Origin of the sequence: Halobacillus naozhouensis, from assembly GCF_029714185.1 — a bacterium.
In the GTDB taxonomy this organism is placed as follows: Bacteria; Bacillota; Bacilli; order Bacillales; family Halobacillaceae; genus Halobacillus_A; species Halobacillus_A naozhouensis.
In genome coordinates, this window is sequence record NZ_CP121671.1 from 2923779 (window position 1) to 2940561 (window position 16783).

At 43.2% G+C, this 16783-nt stretch carries 16 protein-coding genes; all 16 read right to left on the reverse strand.

The annotated features are described in order from the left end of the window. Positions 1–119: 119 nt before the first annotated feature. On the reverse strand, positions 120–263 hold the full coding sequence (locus tag P9989_RS15365; RefSeq protein WP_283075744.1) for a hypothetical protein: 144 nt from the start codon (positions 261–263) through the stop codon (positions 120–122). Beyond that, positions 235–936 (reverse strand): hypothetical protein, encoded by a 702-nt coding sequence (locus P9989_RS15370; RefSeq protein WP_283075745.1) that lies wholly within the window; start codon positions 934–936, stop codon positions 235–237. The genes P9989_RS15365 and P9989_RS15370 overlap by 29 nt, the downstream gene beginning before the upstream one ends. 97 nt (positions 937–1033) lie before the next feature. After that, positions 1034–2701: a glycerol-3-phosphate dehydrogenase/oxidase gene (locus P9989_RS15375; protein WP_283075746.1), complete on the reverse strand. Its 1668-nt coding sequence runs from the start codon at positions 2699–2701 to the stop codon at positions 1034–1036. Between the two features lie 254 nt (positions 2702–2955). After that, the gene (glpK, locus tag P9989_RS15380; RefSeq protein WP_283075747.1) at positions 2956–4446 is read right to left on the reverse strand and encodes a glycerol kinase GlpK; all 1491 of its coding nucleotides are present in this window, start codon (positions 4444–4446) and stop codon (positions 2956–2958) included. Positions 4447–4466: 20 nt separating this feature from the next. Continuing rightward, positions 4467–5015 (reverse strand): glycerol-3-phosphate responsive antiterminator, encoded by a 549-nt coding sequence (locus P9989_RS15385; RefSeq protein ID WP_283078946.1) that lies wholly within the window; start codon positions 5013–5015, stop codon positions 4467–4469. Then, the gene (locus P9989_RS15390; protein ID WP_283075748.1) at positions 5015–5548 is read right to left on the reverse strand and encodes an acyltransferase; all 534 of its coding nucleotides are present in this window, start codon (positions 5546–5548) and stop codon (positions 5015–5017) included. The genes P9989_RS15385 and P9989_RS15390 overlap by 1 nt, the downstream gene beginning before the upstream one ends. Positions 5549–5551: 3 nt before the next feature. Continuing rightward, a complete protein-coding gene (gene ppaX / locus P9989_RS15395) occupies positions 5552–6190 on the reverse strand; it encodes a pyrophosphatase PpaX (protein ID WP_283075749.1) in 639 nt (212 codons plus the stop codon). Beyond that, positions 6165–7121: a nucleoside recognition domain-containing protein gene (locus tag P9989_RS15400; RefSeq protein ID WP_283075750.1), complete on the reverse strand. Its 957-nt coding sequence runs from the start codon at positions 7119–7121 to the stop codon at positions 6165–6167. Before P9989_RS15400 ends, ppaX begins: the two co-directional genes overlap by 26 nt. A gap of 16 nt (positions 7122–7137) precedes the next feature. Further along, positions 7138–7971 (reverse strand): prolipoprotein diacylglyceryl transferase, encoded by an 834-nt coding sequence (gene lgt, locus P9989_RS15405; RefSeq protein ID WP_283075751.1) that lies wholly within the window; start codon positions 7969–7971, stop codon positions 7138–7140. A gap of 14 nt (positions 7972–7985) precedes the next feature. Continuing rightward, the gene (gene hprK / locus P9989_RS15410) at positions 7986–8921 is read right to left on the reverse strand and encodes an HPr(Ser) kinase/phosphatase (RefSeq protein ID WP_283075752.1); all 936 of its coding nucleotides are present in this window, start codon (positions 8919–8921) and stop codon (positions 7986–7988) included. A gap of 122 nt (positions 8922–9043) precedes the next feature. Then, a complete protein-coding gene (locus P9989_RS15415; protein WP_283075753.1) occupies positions 9044–9388 on the reverse strand; it encodes a phage holin family protein in 345 nt (114 codons plus the stop codon). A gap of 29 nt (positions 9389–9417) precedes the next feature. Then, positions 9418–10443, reverse strand: coding sequence for a DUF4097 family beta strand repeat-containing protein (locus tag P9989_RS15420; protein ID WP_283075754.1), 1026 nt, complete (start codon positions 10441–10443; stop codon positions 9418–9420). A 102-nt stretch (positions 10444–10545) separates the two neighbouring features. Beyond that, a complete protein-coding gene (gene bshB2, locus P9989_RS15425) occupies positions 10546–11202 on the reverse strand; it encodes a bacillithiol biosynthesis deacetylase BshB2 (protein WP_283075755.1) in 657 nt (218 codons plus the stop codon). Then, positions 11195–11566 (reverse strand): YojF family protein, encoded by a 372-nt coding sequence (locus P9989_RS15430; protein ID WP_283075756.1) that lies wholly within the window; start codon positions 11564–11566, stop codon positions 11195–11197. The genes bshB2 and P9989_RS15430 overlap by 8 nt, the downstream gene beginning before the upstream one ends. A 73-nt stretch (positions 11567–11639) precedes the next feature. Then, on the reverse strand, positions 11640–14513 hold the full coding sequence (uvrA, locus tag P9989_RS15435) for an excinuclease ABC subunit UvrA (RefSeq protein WP_283075757.1): 2874 nt from the start codon (positions 14511–14513) through the stop codon (positions 11640–11642). Positions 14514–14520: 7 nt separating this feature from the next. Then, positions 14521–16506, reverse strand: coding sequence for an excinuclease ABC subunit UvrB (uvrB, locus tag P9989_RS15440; RefSeq protein WP_283075758.1), 1986 nt, complete (start codon positions 16504–16506; stop codon positions 14521–14523). Positions 16507–16783: the final 277 nt, after the last annotated feature.

The following is a 16783-nucleotide window of genomic DNA, read 5'->3' on the forward strand; positions in this document are numbered from 1 at the left end:
ATAAACCGTCAAAACATTTTTAATGACCTTTTCGGCGGTCACAGACTGCAAATCCGTGCCTGTATTTATCCAAGGGGTTGTTGTAAAAGAAAAAACACCGTAAATCAATTCCGGTGTTTCTAGTTCATACTCGTTTGTAACAAAAACAAAAAAGCGACTAACGAATGAGGAATATCATCACGAATTTGCCACTCAATCAAGTAGCCGGGCATCTTGTCAAAGCGGTCTGCCGCTTCAATCGGAACGGCACCCCGCTTTGCCACAGCCCACACTTTCCCCCTCTTCATCCGTTACTTTATAGTGACCGATATGTGTATCGCCTTCCGCCTTCCAATGTACATTCGCCTTCTCGATGTAATAAAACGTGCTTTTACTCGACTTCTTATTTCGCTTTAATTCAGTATAAGCCACGTAGTTTCCATTGGGATGCTGAACATATCCTCTCCAGTACGTTCCGCCTTTCTTATCAATTTTATAGGAAGTTTCACCTTGTTCACCAATCATTTGATAGGATGCGGGAGTCAGCCATCCTCCCGCATAAAAAGAAGCAACAGCCCCTATAACACGATTCCCATACGGCTCCTGTTTTATCTCACTGTAAACATCACCGTCCATGTCGTATAACCTTGCATGAAAAATAGACGAAGCTTTATGACCGATGTACATCCGCTGAGGAAACCTGGTAAATGTCTGACAGGAAGAATCCTGCACAAATTGGAGTGATTGCTTTGCTTTCACGGAATCTTTCCAGCCGCTTTTAAGAAGTGCTAGGCCTATAGCCGAAAAGAAAATACTATAGAATATTCCTAGTGCAGCACTCCCCCCGCCAACAAAGAATATCGAGGTTACAAAAACGATCATTCCAATTAGAAACGCGCTGCCTGTTAACAGCTGTCTTTTAGCATCTCTCCGTATCAGGCTCTGTACCTCCGTCACGACAAACCCCTCCATTAGAACTTAAGTATAATTAGTAAAATTATACATTAGAAAAGACGATCACTCAATACAAAGAGAGATCGTCTTCCCGTTATGATTAACCTATTTCCACTGGCTGAACTGCTTCCTCTAACAATTGGTCTAATTCATCCGTATACGTTTTCTTTTGTTTAGATGACCAGTCTAACTCGTTTGCCATAAAGTCAATGACAGCATGTTGATGCTGTTTCACCCATTCGATATCAAAGAAGAGTGCCCCTGTCCGTCGGATAAAGAAATCAACAGGTTTATAAACCATTTCATATTCTAATGCAGTTATGAGCTGTGCAAAAGTAACCGGATCTATTTGTGCTCGTTCAGCATCTGGCTTCTTGTCTTTATATAATTGAAATACGGTATCGACATTAGCTCCGTATAAGTTCACAAGTTTACTAGCTATTTCATTCGATAATCCAATGGATTCGCCAATCTGAATTCGTTTCTCTCTAAATTGCTTAAACCCTTTCGAGCCGTTAACTTCGCCGCCAGATATCGGTAAATGAGCCGATTCAGAATCGGAGTAGCGAATTCCGTATTCTTCCATCAATTGATCGCGAACTAAATCGACAGCAGATTGCGCCATTTTGCGGTAACCCGTCAATTTGCCGCCAGCCATTGAAATCAAGCCAGAATCGGATACAAAAATCTCATCTTTTCGGGATATTTCTGAGGGATCTTTGCCTTCTTCATGAAGCAGTGGTCTTACTCCTACCCAGCTTGATTCTACATCTTCTTCGGTTACTTCGACGGTTGGAAACATGTAGTGAATGGCGTCCAAAATATAGTTTCGGTCATCCGTTGTCAGCTTAGGATGGGAGATGTTCCCGTCATATTCCGTATCCGTTGTCCCTACATATGTTTTTCCATCCCGCGGAATCGCGAAGATCATTCGTCCATCAGGTGTGTCAAAATAAACCGCCTGTTTCAATGGAAAGGCTGTCTGATCAAATACTAAGTGAGCACCTTTGGTGAGCTGTAGTGTTTTTCCTTTTTTAGAACCATCAAGGCCACGTAATTCATCAACCCACGGCCCGCCTGCATTGACAACTTTTTTTGCTTGGACCTGATAAGTCTCTCCGCTGAAAGTATCTTCCACAATCGCCCCTTCAATCGATCCCGCATCGTTGTACAAGAAGTCGATTACTTTTGCGTAGTTGGTTGACAGCGCACCATACTCCACTGCTTTCTTCATGACCTCAAGCGTTAACCGGGCATCGTCTGTTTTGTACTCCACGTAAAACCCAGCTCCCTTCAAGCCATCGCGTTTTACGAGTGGTTCTCTTTCAATCGTTTCCTCGGGAGTCAGCATCGTTCTTCGTTCACCTTTCTTAACGCCTGCTAAATAATCATACACCCTTAATCCAATACTCGTCGTAAACGGACCAAATGTGCCTCCTTCGTGAAACGGCAGCATCATCCACTCCGGTGTTGTCACATGGGGACCATTCTCATAAACAATCTCGCGTTCTTTCCCAACTTCTGCTACCATCTTCACCTCAAATTGTTTTAAGTAACGAAGCCCTCCATGTACAAGCTTGGTCGACCGGCTGGACGTACCGGCAGCGTAGTCCTGCATTTCCACGACCGCTGTTTTCATTCCGCGGCTGGCAGCATCTAGTGCAATCCCAGCGCCGGTTATGCCTCCACCGATTACTAGCAGATCCCATTGCTCCCTATTTAGCTGTTCAAATTGATCTTGTCGATGATAACTAGAAAACATTTTCATACGATCTCTCCTTCTACCCATTTCATTTCAAATGAGGCCGTCTGTTACGTGTATTCCCATATAAAGATTAAAATATGTGTAGAAATCGTGGTTGTTATGAATAACTTCACTCGATTCCACAAAAAAAGAGACCACGAACAACTTTATAACCAGTTTGTTATAAATTGTCGTGGTCTCTCCGTATCTCCGACCTCATCTATTAACTTACTTCTAATAGTAACAGATATTTCACCTTTGTAAAAGAAAAATGTAAATTATTTAAAGACACGCGCTGCCTTTACAGCCTTCTGCCATCCTTCATAAAGGTGCCTGCTTTCCTCTTCTTCCATCTGAGGTTCGAAATCCTTTTCCATAGACCACTGTTGTGAAATTTCGTCACGATCTTCCCAGAAATCTACAGCAAGTCCCGCTAAATAAGCAGCACCGAGGGCCGTTGTCTCATTGATTTTTGGACGTTCAACCGGTACATGCAAAAGATCGCTTTGAAACTGCATCAGCAAATCATTTTTAACAGCTCCGCCATCCACGCGAAGTTTCTTCAAATCAATCTTCGAATCTTCGACCATAGCATCGACCACATCTTTAGCTTGATAGGCCAGAGATTCAAGTGTAGCCCGTACAAAATGGGATTTTTTCGTTCCACGTGTTAACCCAAAGACAGCCCCACGTGCTTCACTATCCCAATAAGGTGTACCTAATCCAACAAAAGCAGGAACGACATAAACGCCGTCCGTGGAGTCTACTTCTTCGGCGATGTTCTCACTTTGTTTGGAAGACTCAATCATGCGTAAGCCATCACGAAGCCATTGAATAGCAGATCCTGAGACGAAAATGCTCCCCTCAAGAGCATATTCTACTTTTCCATCCAGTCCCCATGCCAGTGTTGTCAATAGCCCATTATTTGAACGGACCGCCTCTTCACCCGTATTCATGAGCATAAATCCGCCTGTGCCATATGTGTTTTTGGCCATTCCTTTTTCAAAGCATGCCTGACCAAACAGGGCAGCCTGCTGATCGCCTGCAATTCCGGCAATGGGAATGTTGCTTCCGAAGAAATGATAGTCAACCGTATGGGCGTATACTTCAGAAGATGGCTTGACCTCTGGGAGCATGCTCTTCGGTACACCTAAAATGTCTAGCAATTCATCATCCCATTTGAGATCATAGATGTTGTACATTAACGTTCTTGATGCATTCGAATAATCCGTGACATGTTCCTTTTTTCCAGATAACTTATAAACAAGCCACGTATCGATGGTACCAAACATGAGGTCACCGTTTTCAGCTTTCTCTCTTGCCCCATCCACATGGTCTAGTATCCATTTTACTTTCGTACCGGAAAAATAAGGATCTAACAGCAATCCTGTCTTATCGTGGAAGGTATCATTAAGCCCTTGCTCGCGAAGGTCATTACATATTTCCTGTGTCTGCCTGGATTGCCACACGATTGCCTTATGAATGGGTTTGCCTGTATGGCGATCCCAAATGACTGTCGTTTCCCGCTGATTCGTAATACCAATTCCTGCAACTTGTTCCGCTTCAACGTCAGCCTTTGTCAGCACATCGGCAATACAGGCTAGAACAGAGGTCCATATTTCATTGGCATCGTGCTCGACCCAGCCCGGCTTCGGGAAATATTGCTCAAATTCCCTTTGGGCGGTTTCAATCACTTCCCCGTCGTGATTGAATAACATAGCACGTGAGCTAGTTGTTCCTTGATCAATCGATAAAATGTATGTTTCCATCTGATCCTCCCCTTTCTTCACTACATATTAAACTCCCACAGTTCCTTACGAGAAGTAGTGACAGCAGATACGCCTGAATCGATAGCCTCATCTACTTCTTTCTTCGTCCGGATTAACCCCCCGGCGATTACCGGCACACCCAATCGTTCCTTTATTTCTCGTATCATTCCCGGCAGTATTCCAGGCAAAACTTCTACAAAATCCGGCTGAGTTTTCTTAATAATTTTGACATTATGGTCAATGGCCTGGCTATCAATCAAGAACAGCCTTTGAACCGTTATTAATCCATATTTTTTCGCCCGCTGAATGACAGAAGAACGTGTGGAAATCACACCATCTGGGCGTACTTCCCTGCCAACAAACTCCATCCCATATTCATCTGCTTTTAATCCTTGGATAAGATCAATATGAATTAAGATCTTTTTGCCCGCTTTTTGCCCCGCCTTAACTAGCTTCTTGAGCAGTCCAAGGCGTGTGTCGAGCAGGATAATGTATTCTGAGTCTGACCTCAGCAGGTGTTCAAAATCTTTCATGTGCTTGATTGCAGGTAATACACGCTGGTTGATCATCAATGTCTTTCCACCTCGGCCTTTATAGGTTGATCACGTTCTTCCATTTCCTGCTTCGTATAGATAACCCTCATCGGGTTTCCTCCAACAAATGAACCAGCAGGCACATCTTTATGAACAAGGGTGCCTGCTGAAACAATCGCTTCATCACCAATCTGAACACCAGGAAGAATCGTTGAATTCGCTCCAATCATTACCTCATCTCCAATGACCACATCACCTAAGCGATATTCTTTTATTAAATACTCATGGGCTAAAATCGTTGTATTATAACCAATTACGGTATTGCGGCCGACTGAAATCTTTTCCGGGAACATAATATCCACCATTACCATGAGGGCAAACGCCGTTCCATCGCCAACTTTCATACGCAGAAAAGTACGGTACATCCAATTCTTCACTTGTAAAAACGGCATATATCTGGCCGCCTGAATGACGATGAAATTTTTAACCACTTTTAAGAAAGGCACCGTCTTATAAATGTGCCACAAGGAATTGCCCTCATTTACCGGGTAACGCTGTGTTTTACGCATGATTTATCCTCCAGTAATCTTCAGTAAGTCCCTCATATTGCTCAGCATATAATCAGGTCCCAATGCATCAAGCACTTCGCGGCCTTTTACCGTCCAGGCTACCCCGGCAGTTGCTGTTCCTGCATGCTGACCTGCTTCAATATCATGAGTGTTATCGCCAACCATTATCACCTCTGACGCTTGAGAATCCAGTGCTTTTAAAGCTTTTATAATCGGCTCAGGGTGCGGCTTGGCATGAGTCACGTCATCAAGTGTTACGACGATATCAAACGCGTCATCAAGACCAGCCAGCGCGAGGCCCATCTCAACTGTCTGGCGCATCTTAGTCGTTACAATTCCGAGACGAAACCCTTGTTCTTTTAGCATCTGAATCGTTTCCACCACGCCATCATATACGGTTACATAATCATCATGATGGCTCATATTATGAGCACGATATACATCAATTAATTCATCAACGCGTTCAGCATCAATCTGCTGCATACTATCCTTTAACGGCGGGCCGATAAAGTCGATGATTTCCTCCCGGCTGTACGGCCGCTTACCATATCGTTCAATCGTATGGATAAACGAAGCAATGATCAGTTCGTTCGTATCTATTAATGTTCCATCCAGATCAAAAAGTATCGTACGTATGCTCATTAGTTGTTTCCTCTCTCTCTCGTTGTAATCTATTCCAGACAAATCCGACTGCCGCCGTCAACACAATTGCCGTCAGCAAGCGAATAAGTAATAAAGGCCAGACAGGAATCCCAAGCGGAATAAAGACGAGTGTATCCTCAATGACAGCATGACAGGATACTAAAAACAATACTGCCAAATACATATCTTTTTTAGAAACACCATCTTCTTCTACCGCCTGGATCATTAGCCCCGCGCCATATGCCAGTCCGATGGTCAGACCAGCCACAAGCGTCATCGATGTATTGCGCTCCATTCCAAGGAATCGGGTCGCCGGGGCCACCCAGCCAGAGAATCTAGTCAGCCAGCCTCTTTCTCTCAAATATTGCATAACGATCATCAACGGGATGACAATAAAAGCCAGCTGAACAATTCCGATGAGTGCTGTTTGTACACCATGCATGATGATCTCTGTCCATCCCTCAGGTGCAGCCTGCTGCTCAGGGGCTAATCCATAAACGGCCTGCTCCTGCCCGCCTTTCCATAACAAATTAATCAGAAAAGCAGATACGAAGGCAAGGCTGAGCCTGACACCTACTACAAACCACCAGCTGACCCCCACTTTTTTTGCAACCGTAGATTCAATCAAAAGATTATGCGAAAAAGATAGCATAACGGCTAGAATAAATACCTCTTTCACAGTAAAATCAAATGAAATAATCGCTGCAATTCCGGCATATAAGTTTAAGAAATTCCCGAGTACAAGCGGAACAGCTGCCTCTCCGGAAAGGCCAATCCACCCCATGATAGGCTCTAGCTTTTCCATCGCCCATGGAAGAACTGGAGTGCACTGAAGTATCGTCACAATCAGGGTGACGGGGAAAATAACTTTTCCTAACGTCCATGTCAGCTGAAGACCTTTAGTTAGACCACGCTTTAAGATGCCGAACATATCTTATGTCTCTCCTCTATTTTACTTTCTTGCCATTATAATATTTATCCGCTAGACCGGTCTTTCGACGATAAACCATAATCACAATGGCTAAACCGATGAGGATAACAGATATGAGTTGGGCTGTACGAATTTCCCCAAACAAGTACAAGCTATCCATACGCATGCCTTCAATAAAGAAGCGTCCGAAAGAATACCAGATTACATAACTTAAGAATACTTCACCACGACGCGGATTAAATTTGTGTCTTAAGAGTAATAGAAGTATAAATCCTCCAATATTCCACAGTGACTCATACAAAAAGGTCGGGTGATAGATCGTTCCACCGATACACATTTGCTGATTAATAAACTCAGGTAAGTACTGCATATAGTTGTTATAAAAGCTTTCAGTAACCGGCCCGCCATGAGCTTCCTGGTTCATAAAGTTGCCCCACCGGCCAATAGCCTGTCCTAAAATAATGCTAGGTGCAGCAATGTCCGTCATCATCCAGAAAGACAGACCCTTTAGCTTTGTATAGATATAAGCAGTCAAAACCGCGCCTATTAATGCGCCATGAATTGCAATACCACCTTCCCATATCGCGAATACATCCCACCATGGTCCGCCAACGTAGCGGTCCCATTCAAATAACACATAATAAATGCGTGCACATACGATCGCAGCGGGTATCGCAAATACCACAATATCCACCATATAATCTTTTTTTACACCTATTCGTTCTGATTCTTTAGTTGCCAGCCACAGGCCAAGAAATGCGCCAGTTGCTATAATGAGGCCATACCAATAGATTGACAGGGGGCCTAACTGTAAAAAAACACGATCTAATGCTTCAGGTGTACAAGCCACAAGGTCACTCTCCCTTACTCATTATTCGATTGATCATCATCAATCACTTTTGTTAATCGCTCTGAAAATTCCTCTGCAGCGTTTACACCCATTCGTTTCAGGCGGAAGTTCATAGCAGCCACTTCAATAATGACCGCTAAGTTACGACCAGGACGAACCGGAATGGTTGCTTTAGGAATTTCGACATCCATAATCTTCATCGTTTCTTCTTCAAGACCAAGTCGGTCATACTGTTTATTTTTATCCCATGCTTCAAGGTTAATCACAAGTGTAATCCGCTTGAAACTCCTGACCGCACCTGCACCGAACAGTGTCATTACATTTATAATACCCAGACCGCGAATCTCAAGTAAATGTTCAATTAGGGGGGGACTATTCCCAATTAATCGATCATAATCTTCTTGCCTTATCTCTACACTATCATCAGCGACGAGTCGATGCCCACGTTTTACGAGCTCTAAAGCTGTTTCACTTTTACCGACTCCGCTTTGCCCCGTAATCAGTACTCCGATTCCATAGATATCGACTAACACTCCGTGAATCGCTGTGAAGGGTGCAAATTTTGTTTCCAGAAAGTTAGTCAATCGACTGATCACTCTTGTTGTTTTATAAGGGGAGAGCATTAGCGGCACAGCCCCTTCTTTAGCTGCCACTACCAACTCTTCAGGAATATCCATCCCTCTCGTAATCACAATTCCAGGCGTAACATCAGTACATAATTGCTCGGCTCGATCGCGGCGCTGATCATGTGTAAGGTCATTGAAATAAGAAAGCTCTGTTTTACCTAACAATTGTAATCGTCTTTTAGGGTAATATTTGAAGTATCCCGTCATTTCGATCCCTGGACGGGAAATGTCACTCATATGTATTTCACGGTGAATACCATCTTCTCCTGCAACAAGCTCCAAGTCAAACTGCTCAAGTAAATGCTCCGTTCTTACCTTGTTCATAACCTTTACCTCCTGTGAAATAAATCATGCAGTCACTAACCCCTATTGTAGCATGTTTTACTAGCTTAGAGAAAAAAGAGACCGCTCCGCTGAAGAAAGCGAACCGGTCTATCGTTTAACCATTACTCTTTAATAAAGCTGTTCAACACCAGGTTAATTAGTGAAATAAAAACGGCGGCCACGATCGTCATTCCGAAGCTGGTGATTTCAAATGTACTTCCGAGGAAAGCATCTGTCATCGCTAACGTAATCGCGTTAACAATAAATAAAAATAACCCCAGCGTTACCACCGTGATCGGCAAGGTTAAAACCACCAGAACAGGGCGGACAATGGCATTCAATATCGATAAAATGAAGGCAGCCAGCAAAGCACCCCCAAGTCCATCTATCGTTACTGAAGCAAATAATGCGCCGACGATAACGATGGCTGCCGCATTCACAAGGATGTGTAATATCCAGCTTTTCATCCTTTATCCCTCACTTCTAGCAGCAGGATTTACAAACGAGGATTCTTAATTGTCACAGATCCCGTTTTTGTTTCTGCTTCTAAATGATACGCTGCTTCATACTCCTCATGTGCTTCAAATTGAAGCTCTTTATTCATAACTTCCTTTTTGTTATTTAAAATTTTGTAATTGTCGAGTTCGCAATTCAAACTTCCAACCGAAGATTTCAGTTTCCCGTCTATTCGTTTATGCGGCGGCAATGTCAGGGTAATACTTCCTCTTAAAGTTTTGAAAAAACCGGTATGAGCATGCCCACCGCTATTCGTTAGATGAATCGCTCCTGAAATCGTAGTAGCATCATTTTTTCCGAACTGACCATTAAGCGTCATACTGCCATGGATGGTTTCCGTTTCACACGTCTCAAACTTACTGTCCGTTACTGTAATGGAACCATTTCCAGTCGAAAGTTTACTCGTTTCCCCTTGAGCACCTCTTAACTGGATAGCTCCATTTGCCGTTTTAAGCTGAAAGTGATTGGCATCAATTGATGTAGACGTTACCGACCCATTTGATACTTTGACTTTAATAAACTCATATTCAGTTTCTGGTACATACAATTTGATTGAAGCTTTCATTTTTTTAGATGGGCTGGATATACGCAGCAAGTCCTGGCTAACTTCAAACTGATTGTCTGCCTCAAATCTGGATCTTGCTTCTTCTTCATTTTCAACCTGATACACTTTCACCCCATATTCAGCGCGGACACGGTCCTCCTGCCACGGTACAATGGTGAGTGAACCGTTCGCAATCGATGCATCAATGTCGTTAAATGACAGCGCATCTGTTTCAAATACATGCTCGAATTCAACTGACTCTCCAAACGATAGGTCAAAGTCAGTATTTTTTATTTTATCAACAGCTTCTCCGATAAAATCTTTAAAGCCATACTTCTTTTTCGCAGACTTATTTGTATTGGATTCCTTTTCTTCCATAGCAGTCAGCAGCTTAGCTCCTTCTTCTGCAGTAATAGTTCCTTTTTCAATCATCGTAAGAATTCTCATACGTTCTTCATTCATGTTCTAATCGCCCCTTTTCCTTAAGCCTTCCCCATTTAGGAGAGTTGAAAACTAAAAAAGCACCTTAAAGACAATACTGTCATCTAAGGTGCTTAAGAACCATCAAGTGAATGTCCATTTATAAAATCGTTCCGTCTTCAATCGAGCTGTCTGTTCTGACTTCTGATCGTGATTATCTATTAAGCTCATCATACCATCAGCCTGGGATAAATGCGCCTGAATCGCGGCAAGCTTTTGCTCCCAATAAGGTTCGATATCGAAAATATAATCAGGTTCTCCAAGATCTTCCTCATGATAATTAGAAATCGCATGCATCCATACTTCAGGCCTCACCGACTCTTTCATTTGGCCAATAGCTGCAACCACTGCTGCTGCAAGGGCATCATGATCAGGGTGGACGGCATAACCTGGATAGTGAGTAATAACTAGACTGGGCCGCAATGCCTCCAACTTTTCACGTAAGTAGTCGGCAACCTCGTCTTTCGGTTCAAATTCTAATGTCTTGTCCCGATAACCAAGCAGCTCTACATCAATGTCAAGCCGCTTGGCCGCCTCCGTTAATTCCTGCCTGCGAAAAGAAGATAATGTCTCGCGGTTCGCGAAGACTGGGCTCCCCATATTCCTCCCCATTTCACCAAGCGTTCCGCATAGATAGGTGACAGGAATTCCTTCGGCTCTGAATTTTGAAATGGTCCCCGAGGCTCCGAATGATTCATCATCTGGGTGCGGGAAAATAACAACAACATGCTGATTACTCATGAACATCCGCCTCATGAGAAAAAGGGGTTTCGCTAATTTCTAGGGCTACCATCAAGCGACCTTCCCGATCATGTCCGGCCATCAGTAATCGTCCTTTATCATCAATTTCAAAATCGGTAACTCCTTCAGCATAAACCCAGCCAAGATTCAGCTTTAGCCCAACACGATAGGAACCACCTGTGCTGACAATCTTGCCATGCTGATACGTAACCTGAGCATTTCTAATAAACGCTCCGACATTGTATGCTTTCTCATCAAAATGGCTGGCATAAGCACCATTCGTTGTTTCTAAATGTACATATACATCTTGATTAGCAAGTTCATTAATCTTTTCTTGAACAATGGATTGTTCGATCGCTTTCATCCCAAAATTCCTCCCGTTAAAACGTCTCTTGTTTAACGATACTTAATTACGACCGAACCGTCAAAACATCTACCTATTTTAAAACCTTTTCTTTTGACCTCAGCTTGTCTTCCATCCGCTTTCTGTCCCGCTGGAGAATAGGTTTTAAGTACTTACCGGTATAAGAGTCTGCTTCATCGGCAACTTTTTCCGGCGTTCCTGTTGCAATTATCTGTCCACCTTTTTCTCCGCCTTCAGGCCCGAGATCGATAATGTGATCAGCTTCCTTTATCACATCTAAGTTGTGTTCAATAATTAATACAGAATCTCCATTCTCCACCAGTCGTTGAAGTACCCTCAGTAATCGGGAAATGTCATCTACATGCAGTCCTGTGGTTGGCTCATCCAGAATATAAAAGGATTTCCCATTAGAACGGCGATGCAATTCACTAGCAAGCTTCACGCGCTGTGCTTCGCCACCAGACAAGGTGGTAGCGGGTTGTCCTAGTTTAATGTATTCTAACCCTACATCAGCTACTGTCTGCAGTTTCCGGCTGATCTTAGGAATGTTTGCAAAAAAGTCAAGCGCTTCTTCGATTGTCATCCCCAACACTTCAGCAATACTTTTTCCCTTATATTTTACTTCCAGTGTTTCACGGTTATAACGTTTCCCGTCACACACTTCACATGGGACGTAAACGTCCGGTAAAAAGTGCATTTCGATTTTAATAATTCCGTCCCCGCGACAAGCTTCACAACGACCGCCTTTAACGTTAAAGCTAAAGCGTCCCTTTTTATAGCCGCGTATTTTGGCTTCATTCGTCTGAGCAAACACATCCCTAATGTTGTCGAAAACACCTGTATACGTAGCTGGATTAGAACGTGGGGTACGTCCAATCGGTGACTGATCGATATCAATCACTTTCTCCAGCATATCAATCCCTTCGATTTCTTTATGCTTCCCGGGTTTTTGTTTGCTATTATGAAGCTTCTTCGACAGTGACTTGTACAAGATTTCATTGATTAATGTACTCTTGCCAGAACCTGAAACGCCTGTCACAGCTGTCAATAAGCCGAGCGGTATTTTAGCATTTACCTTTTTCAAATTGTTCTCTTCAGCTTGCTTGATCTTGAGGTAGCGTCCATCAGGTTTACGCCGTTTTGCTGGCAGCGGGATAAACTGTTTCCCAGCTAAATACTGACCTGTCAACGAACCCTGGCTGCGCATCACTTGTTTCGGTGTTCCCTGGGCTACGATCTCTCCTCCATGGGCCCCGGCTCCCGGTCCGATATCAATCAAGTAATCAGCAGCCAACATGGTATCTTCATCATGTTCTACGACAATCAGCGTATTATCTAAGTCCCTCATTCGTTTTAGCGTGGTAATTAGACGATCATTGTCACGTTGATGTAGTCCGATTGAAGGTTCGTCTAACACGTACAGTACCCCGGTTAAGGCTGATCCGATTTGTGTAGCCAGTCGGATTCGCTGTGCTTCCCCGCCAGACAGGGTGCCGGCTGATCTCGATAATGTTAAATAATCAAGTCCGACATTGGCTAGAAAACTTAAACGTTCACAAATTTCCTTCAGAATCATCCGGGCAATGGTTTTCTCTTTTTCCGTCAATTCCAGTGATTCAAAGAATTGTTTCGCTTCTACTACAGAAAAATCTGTCGTACGGCCAATGTGTTCACCATTAATTAAGACAGCCAGGGCTTCTTCATTTAAGCGATTCCCTTTACATTTAGGGCATGGCTTTTGAATCATATATTTCTCCATTTGTTCACGAATAAAATCAGAACCGGTTTCACGATACCTTCTGGAAACATTCGGAATGACCCCTTCAAAGAAAATCTCATTCTCGCGTACTTTTCCAAAGTCATTTTCATACCGGAAAAAGATTTTTTCTTTTCCGCTGCCATACAGCACACGATCTAATTGTTCCTTAGGTAAGTCTTTAACAGGTTTGTTTAAATCAATATCGTAATGCTTGGCGACACTTTTCAGCAGTTGAGGATAGTATTGTGAACTTGTCGGCTCCCAGGCGGCTATCGCATGTTCTTTTAACGACTTGTTCCAATCTGGGATCACTAAATCAATATCCACTTCAAGTTTAGTTCCGAGCCCATCGCAGCGATTACATGCGCCGAATGGGCTGTTGAATGAAAACATGCGCGGTTCAAGCTCACTCACCGAAAAGCCGCAGATCGGACAAGCATGATGCTCGCTAAAAGTCATTTCTTCGCCATCAATCACATCTACCAGCACGTGACCGCCGCCAAGGTTAAGGGCCGTTTCCAGTGAATCAGACAGGCGCCCCTCGACACCTTCTTTTGCGACAACACGATCAACCACAACTTCGATGGTATGCTTTTTATTTTTCTCAAGATTAAACTCTTCAGTGACTTCGCGCATTTCTCCATCAACTCGCAAGCGGACATAGCCTTCTTTTTGCAGCTGCTCAAAAACTTTGGCGTGTTGCCCTTTACGCCCCGATATTACAGGAGCCAGAATTTGCAGTTTCGTCCGTTCAGGTTGTTCCATAATCTGATCCACCATCTGCTGGACTGTTTGTGAATCAATTTCTATCCCGTGATTCGGACAAGTTGGTCGTCCGATTCGCGCAAACAGCAAACGCAGATAATCAAAGATTTCTGTTACCGTACCCACTGTAGAGCGGGGGTTACGGCTTGTTGTTTTTTGATCAATCGAAATAGCCGGTGATAACCCTTCAATAGAATCAACATCAGGCTTGTCCATCTGGCCAAGAAACTGACGAGCATAAGCACTTAACGACTCCACATACCGGCGCTGCCCCTCCGCATAGATCGTATCAAAAGCAAGGGAAGATTTCCCCGACCCGGAAAGACCTGTCATGACCACAAGTTTATTCTTCGGAACATCAATGTCAATATTCTTTAAATTGTGGGCTCTTGCTCCCCTAATACTGATATTTTTACTGGCCATAAGCCGATCATCCTTCCGCTTTTAGTTCCAAAATGATATCACGAAGCTCAGCTGCTCTCTCAAAGTCAAGGTCCTTAGCTGCTTGTTTCATTTCTGTCTCTAAGTTATCAACCAATTCAGCACGTTCTTTCTTCGTCATTTCTGAAGGTTTTTTCTCCGTACCATAAGTGGTTGCGTCTTCAGCGACTTTGCTGACTTGAATTACATCACGGATTTGTTTCTTGATTGTTTTGGGAGTAATGCCGTGCTGTTCATTGTAAGCAATTTGCTTTTCGCGTCGACGATACGTTTCCTCAATCGCGTATTCCATCGAGTTAGTGGTTTTATCGGCATACATAATAACCCGGCCACTTTCGTTACGCGCTGCACGGCCAATCGTCTGAATTAACGAACGATCTGAGCGTAGAAAACCTTCCTTATCTGCGTCCAGTATCGTAACCAGTGATACTTCGGGAAGGTCGAGACCCTCTCGCAGCAGGTTGATACCCACAAGGACATCATATTTACCCAGCCTTAGATCTCTGATAATTTCAATCCGTTCAAACGTTTTGATTTCCGAATGGAGATAGGCTACCTTTATCCCTAAATCCTTCAGATAATCGGTAAGGTCTTCTGACATCTTTTTCGTTAATGTTGTGACCAGCACCCGCTCATTACGTTTACTGCGCATGTTAATTTCGCCGACTAGATCATCAATCTGCCCGTGGATCGGCCGAACTTCAATTTCTGGATCAAGCAGCCCTGTTGGCCGGATGATTTGCTCGGTTAATTTTTTAGTGTGCTCAAGCTCATAAGATCCTGGCGTAGCAGATACATACGTAATTAAATTTATGTGCTTTTCAAATTCTCCAAACGTCAGTGGACGGTTATCGAGGGCTGAAGGCAGACGGAACCCATGATCCACAAGCACTTGCTTACGTGCCCGATCTCCGTTGTACATCCCGCGAATTTGCGGAAGCATTACATGTGACTCATCCGCCATAATGAGAAAGTCATCTGGAAAGTAATCAAGCAGCGTATAAGGCATGGCCCCTTCTTCCCTGAATGTTAGATGACGGGAGTAATTCTCGATTCCAGAACAAAAGCCCATTTCGTTCATCATCTCTAAATCGTAATTTGTCCGCTGTTCAAGGCGCTGGGCTTCCAAAAGTTTATTTTGGTCTTTGAGCTCCTTCACTCGTGCATGCATTTCTTTCTCGATATTTTCAATCGCTTTTTTTAACTTTTGTTCCCTTGTTACGAAGTGAGAAGCAGGGAAAATGGCAACATGTTCACGCTCACCGACGATTTCTCCTGTCAGCACATCAATTTCACGAATTCGATCGATTTCATCACCAAAAAATTCTACCCGGATCGCATGTTCTTCCTTTGAAGCAGGAATTATTTCAACAGAGTCTCCTCTGACTCGAAAAGTCCCGCGCTGGAAGTCAATATCATTACGGGCATATTGAATGTCGACGAGAAAACGCAGCAGTTCATCTCGGTCACGTTCCATGCCTTGACGAATAGAAAGAACTTGACTGCTGTATTCTTCCGGAGAACCTAAACCATATATACACGAAACACTAGCTACAATAATGACATCATTTCTTTCAAATAAAGAAGTCGTTGCCGAATGACGCAGTTTGTCAATTTCATCATTAATGTTAGAATCCTTCTCAATAAATGTATCAGTTTGTGGTACATAAGCCTCCGGCTGGTAGTAATCATAGAAGCTTACAAAGTACTCCACCGCATTATTAGGGAAAAATTCCTTAAACTCACTGTATAATTGACCCGCTAATGTCTTATTATGAGCAATAATTAATGTTGGTTTATTCACCTGTTGAATCACATTGGACATCGTAAATGTTTTACCTGTACCTGTTGCACCAAGCAGGGTTTGGTGCTTTTCACCACGCTCGATGCCTTCAACCAGTTCCTTGATGGCATTCGGCTGATCGCCTTGTGGCGTATAATCAGATACTAATTCGAATCGATTCTCCGTTTCCATTTGGACAACCTCCGTTCATACACTATTCATCAATAGTCTACCACAATAGTTTATCATTCTAACATAAAACGAACAAACATTCGGTTTTTATTTTATAAAATTGATGAAAGTAGCATTATATAGTTGTGGATTGCATGAAATTATCATGTATTTGCACATTAATCTAATGTTTTGCATATTCGCGAGATTAACTGCACATTTGATAGCAAAATTGCATATTTCACTCGCTTTATTACACATTTGCGAGGAAAGCTCAAAAAATCTCACTACACAAAAC

Excerpts from the sequence above, each read along its gene's own strand:
- P9989_RS15375 (WP_283075746.1), bottom strand. The coding sequence starts at position 2,701 with ATGAAAATGTTTTCTAGTTATCATCGACAAGATCAATTTGAACAGCTA.
- glpK (WP_283075747.1), bottom strand. The coding sequence starts at position 4,446 with ATGGAAACATACATTTTATCGATTGATCAAGGAACAACTAGCTCACGT.
- P9989_RS15385 (WP_283078946.1), bottom strand. The coding sequence starts at position 5,015 with ATGATCAACCAGCGTGTATTACCTGCAATCAAGCACATGAAAGATTTT.
- P9989_RS15390 (WP_283075748.1), bottom strand. The coding sequence starts at position 5,548 with ATGCGTAAAACACAGCGTTACCCGGTAAATGAGGGCAATTCCTTGTGG.
- ppaX (WP_283075749.1), bottom strand. The coding sequence starts at position 6,190 with ATGAGCATACGTACGATACTTTTTGATCTGGATGGAACATTAATAGAT.
- P9989_RS15400 (WP_283075750.1), bottom strand. The coding sequence starts at position 7,121 with ATGTTCGGCATCTTAAAGCGTGGTCTAACTAAAGGTCTTCAGCTGACA.
- hprK (WP_283075752.1), bottom strand. The coding sequence starts at position 8,921 with ATGAACAAGGTAAGAACGGAGCATTTACTTGAGCAGTTTGACTTGGAG.
- P9989_RS15415 (WP_283075753.1), bottom strand. The coding sequence starts at position 9,388 with ATGAAAAGCTGGATATTACACATCCTTGTGAATGCGGCAGCCATCGTT.
- P9989_RS15420 (WP_283075754.1), bottom strand. The coding sequence starts at position 10,443 with ATGAATGAAGAACGTATGAGAATTCTTACGATGATTGAAAAAGGAACT.
- bshB2 (WP_283075755.1), bottom strand. The coding sequence starts at position 11,202 with ATGAGTAATCAGCATGTTGTTGTTATTTTCCCGCACCCAGATGATGAA.
- P9989_RS15430 (WP_283075756.1), bottom strand. The coding sequence starts at position 11,566 with ATGAAAGCGATCGAACAATCCATTGTTCAAGAAAAGATTAATGAACTT.
- uvrA (WP_283075757.1), bottom strand. The coding sequence starts at position 14,513 with ATGGCCAGTAAAAATATCAGTATTAGGGGAGCAAGAGCCCACAATTTA.
- uvrB (WP_283075758.1), bottom strand. The coding sequence starts at position 16,506 with ATGGAAACGGAGAATCGATTCGAATTAGTATCTGATTATACGCCACAA.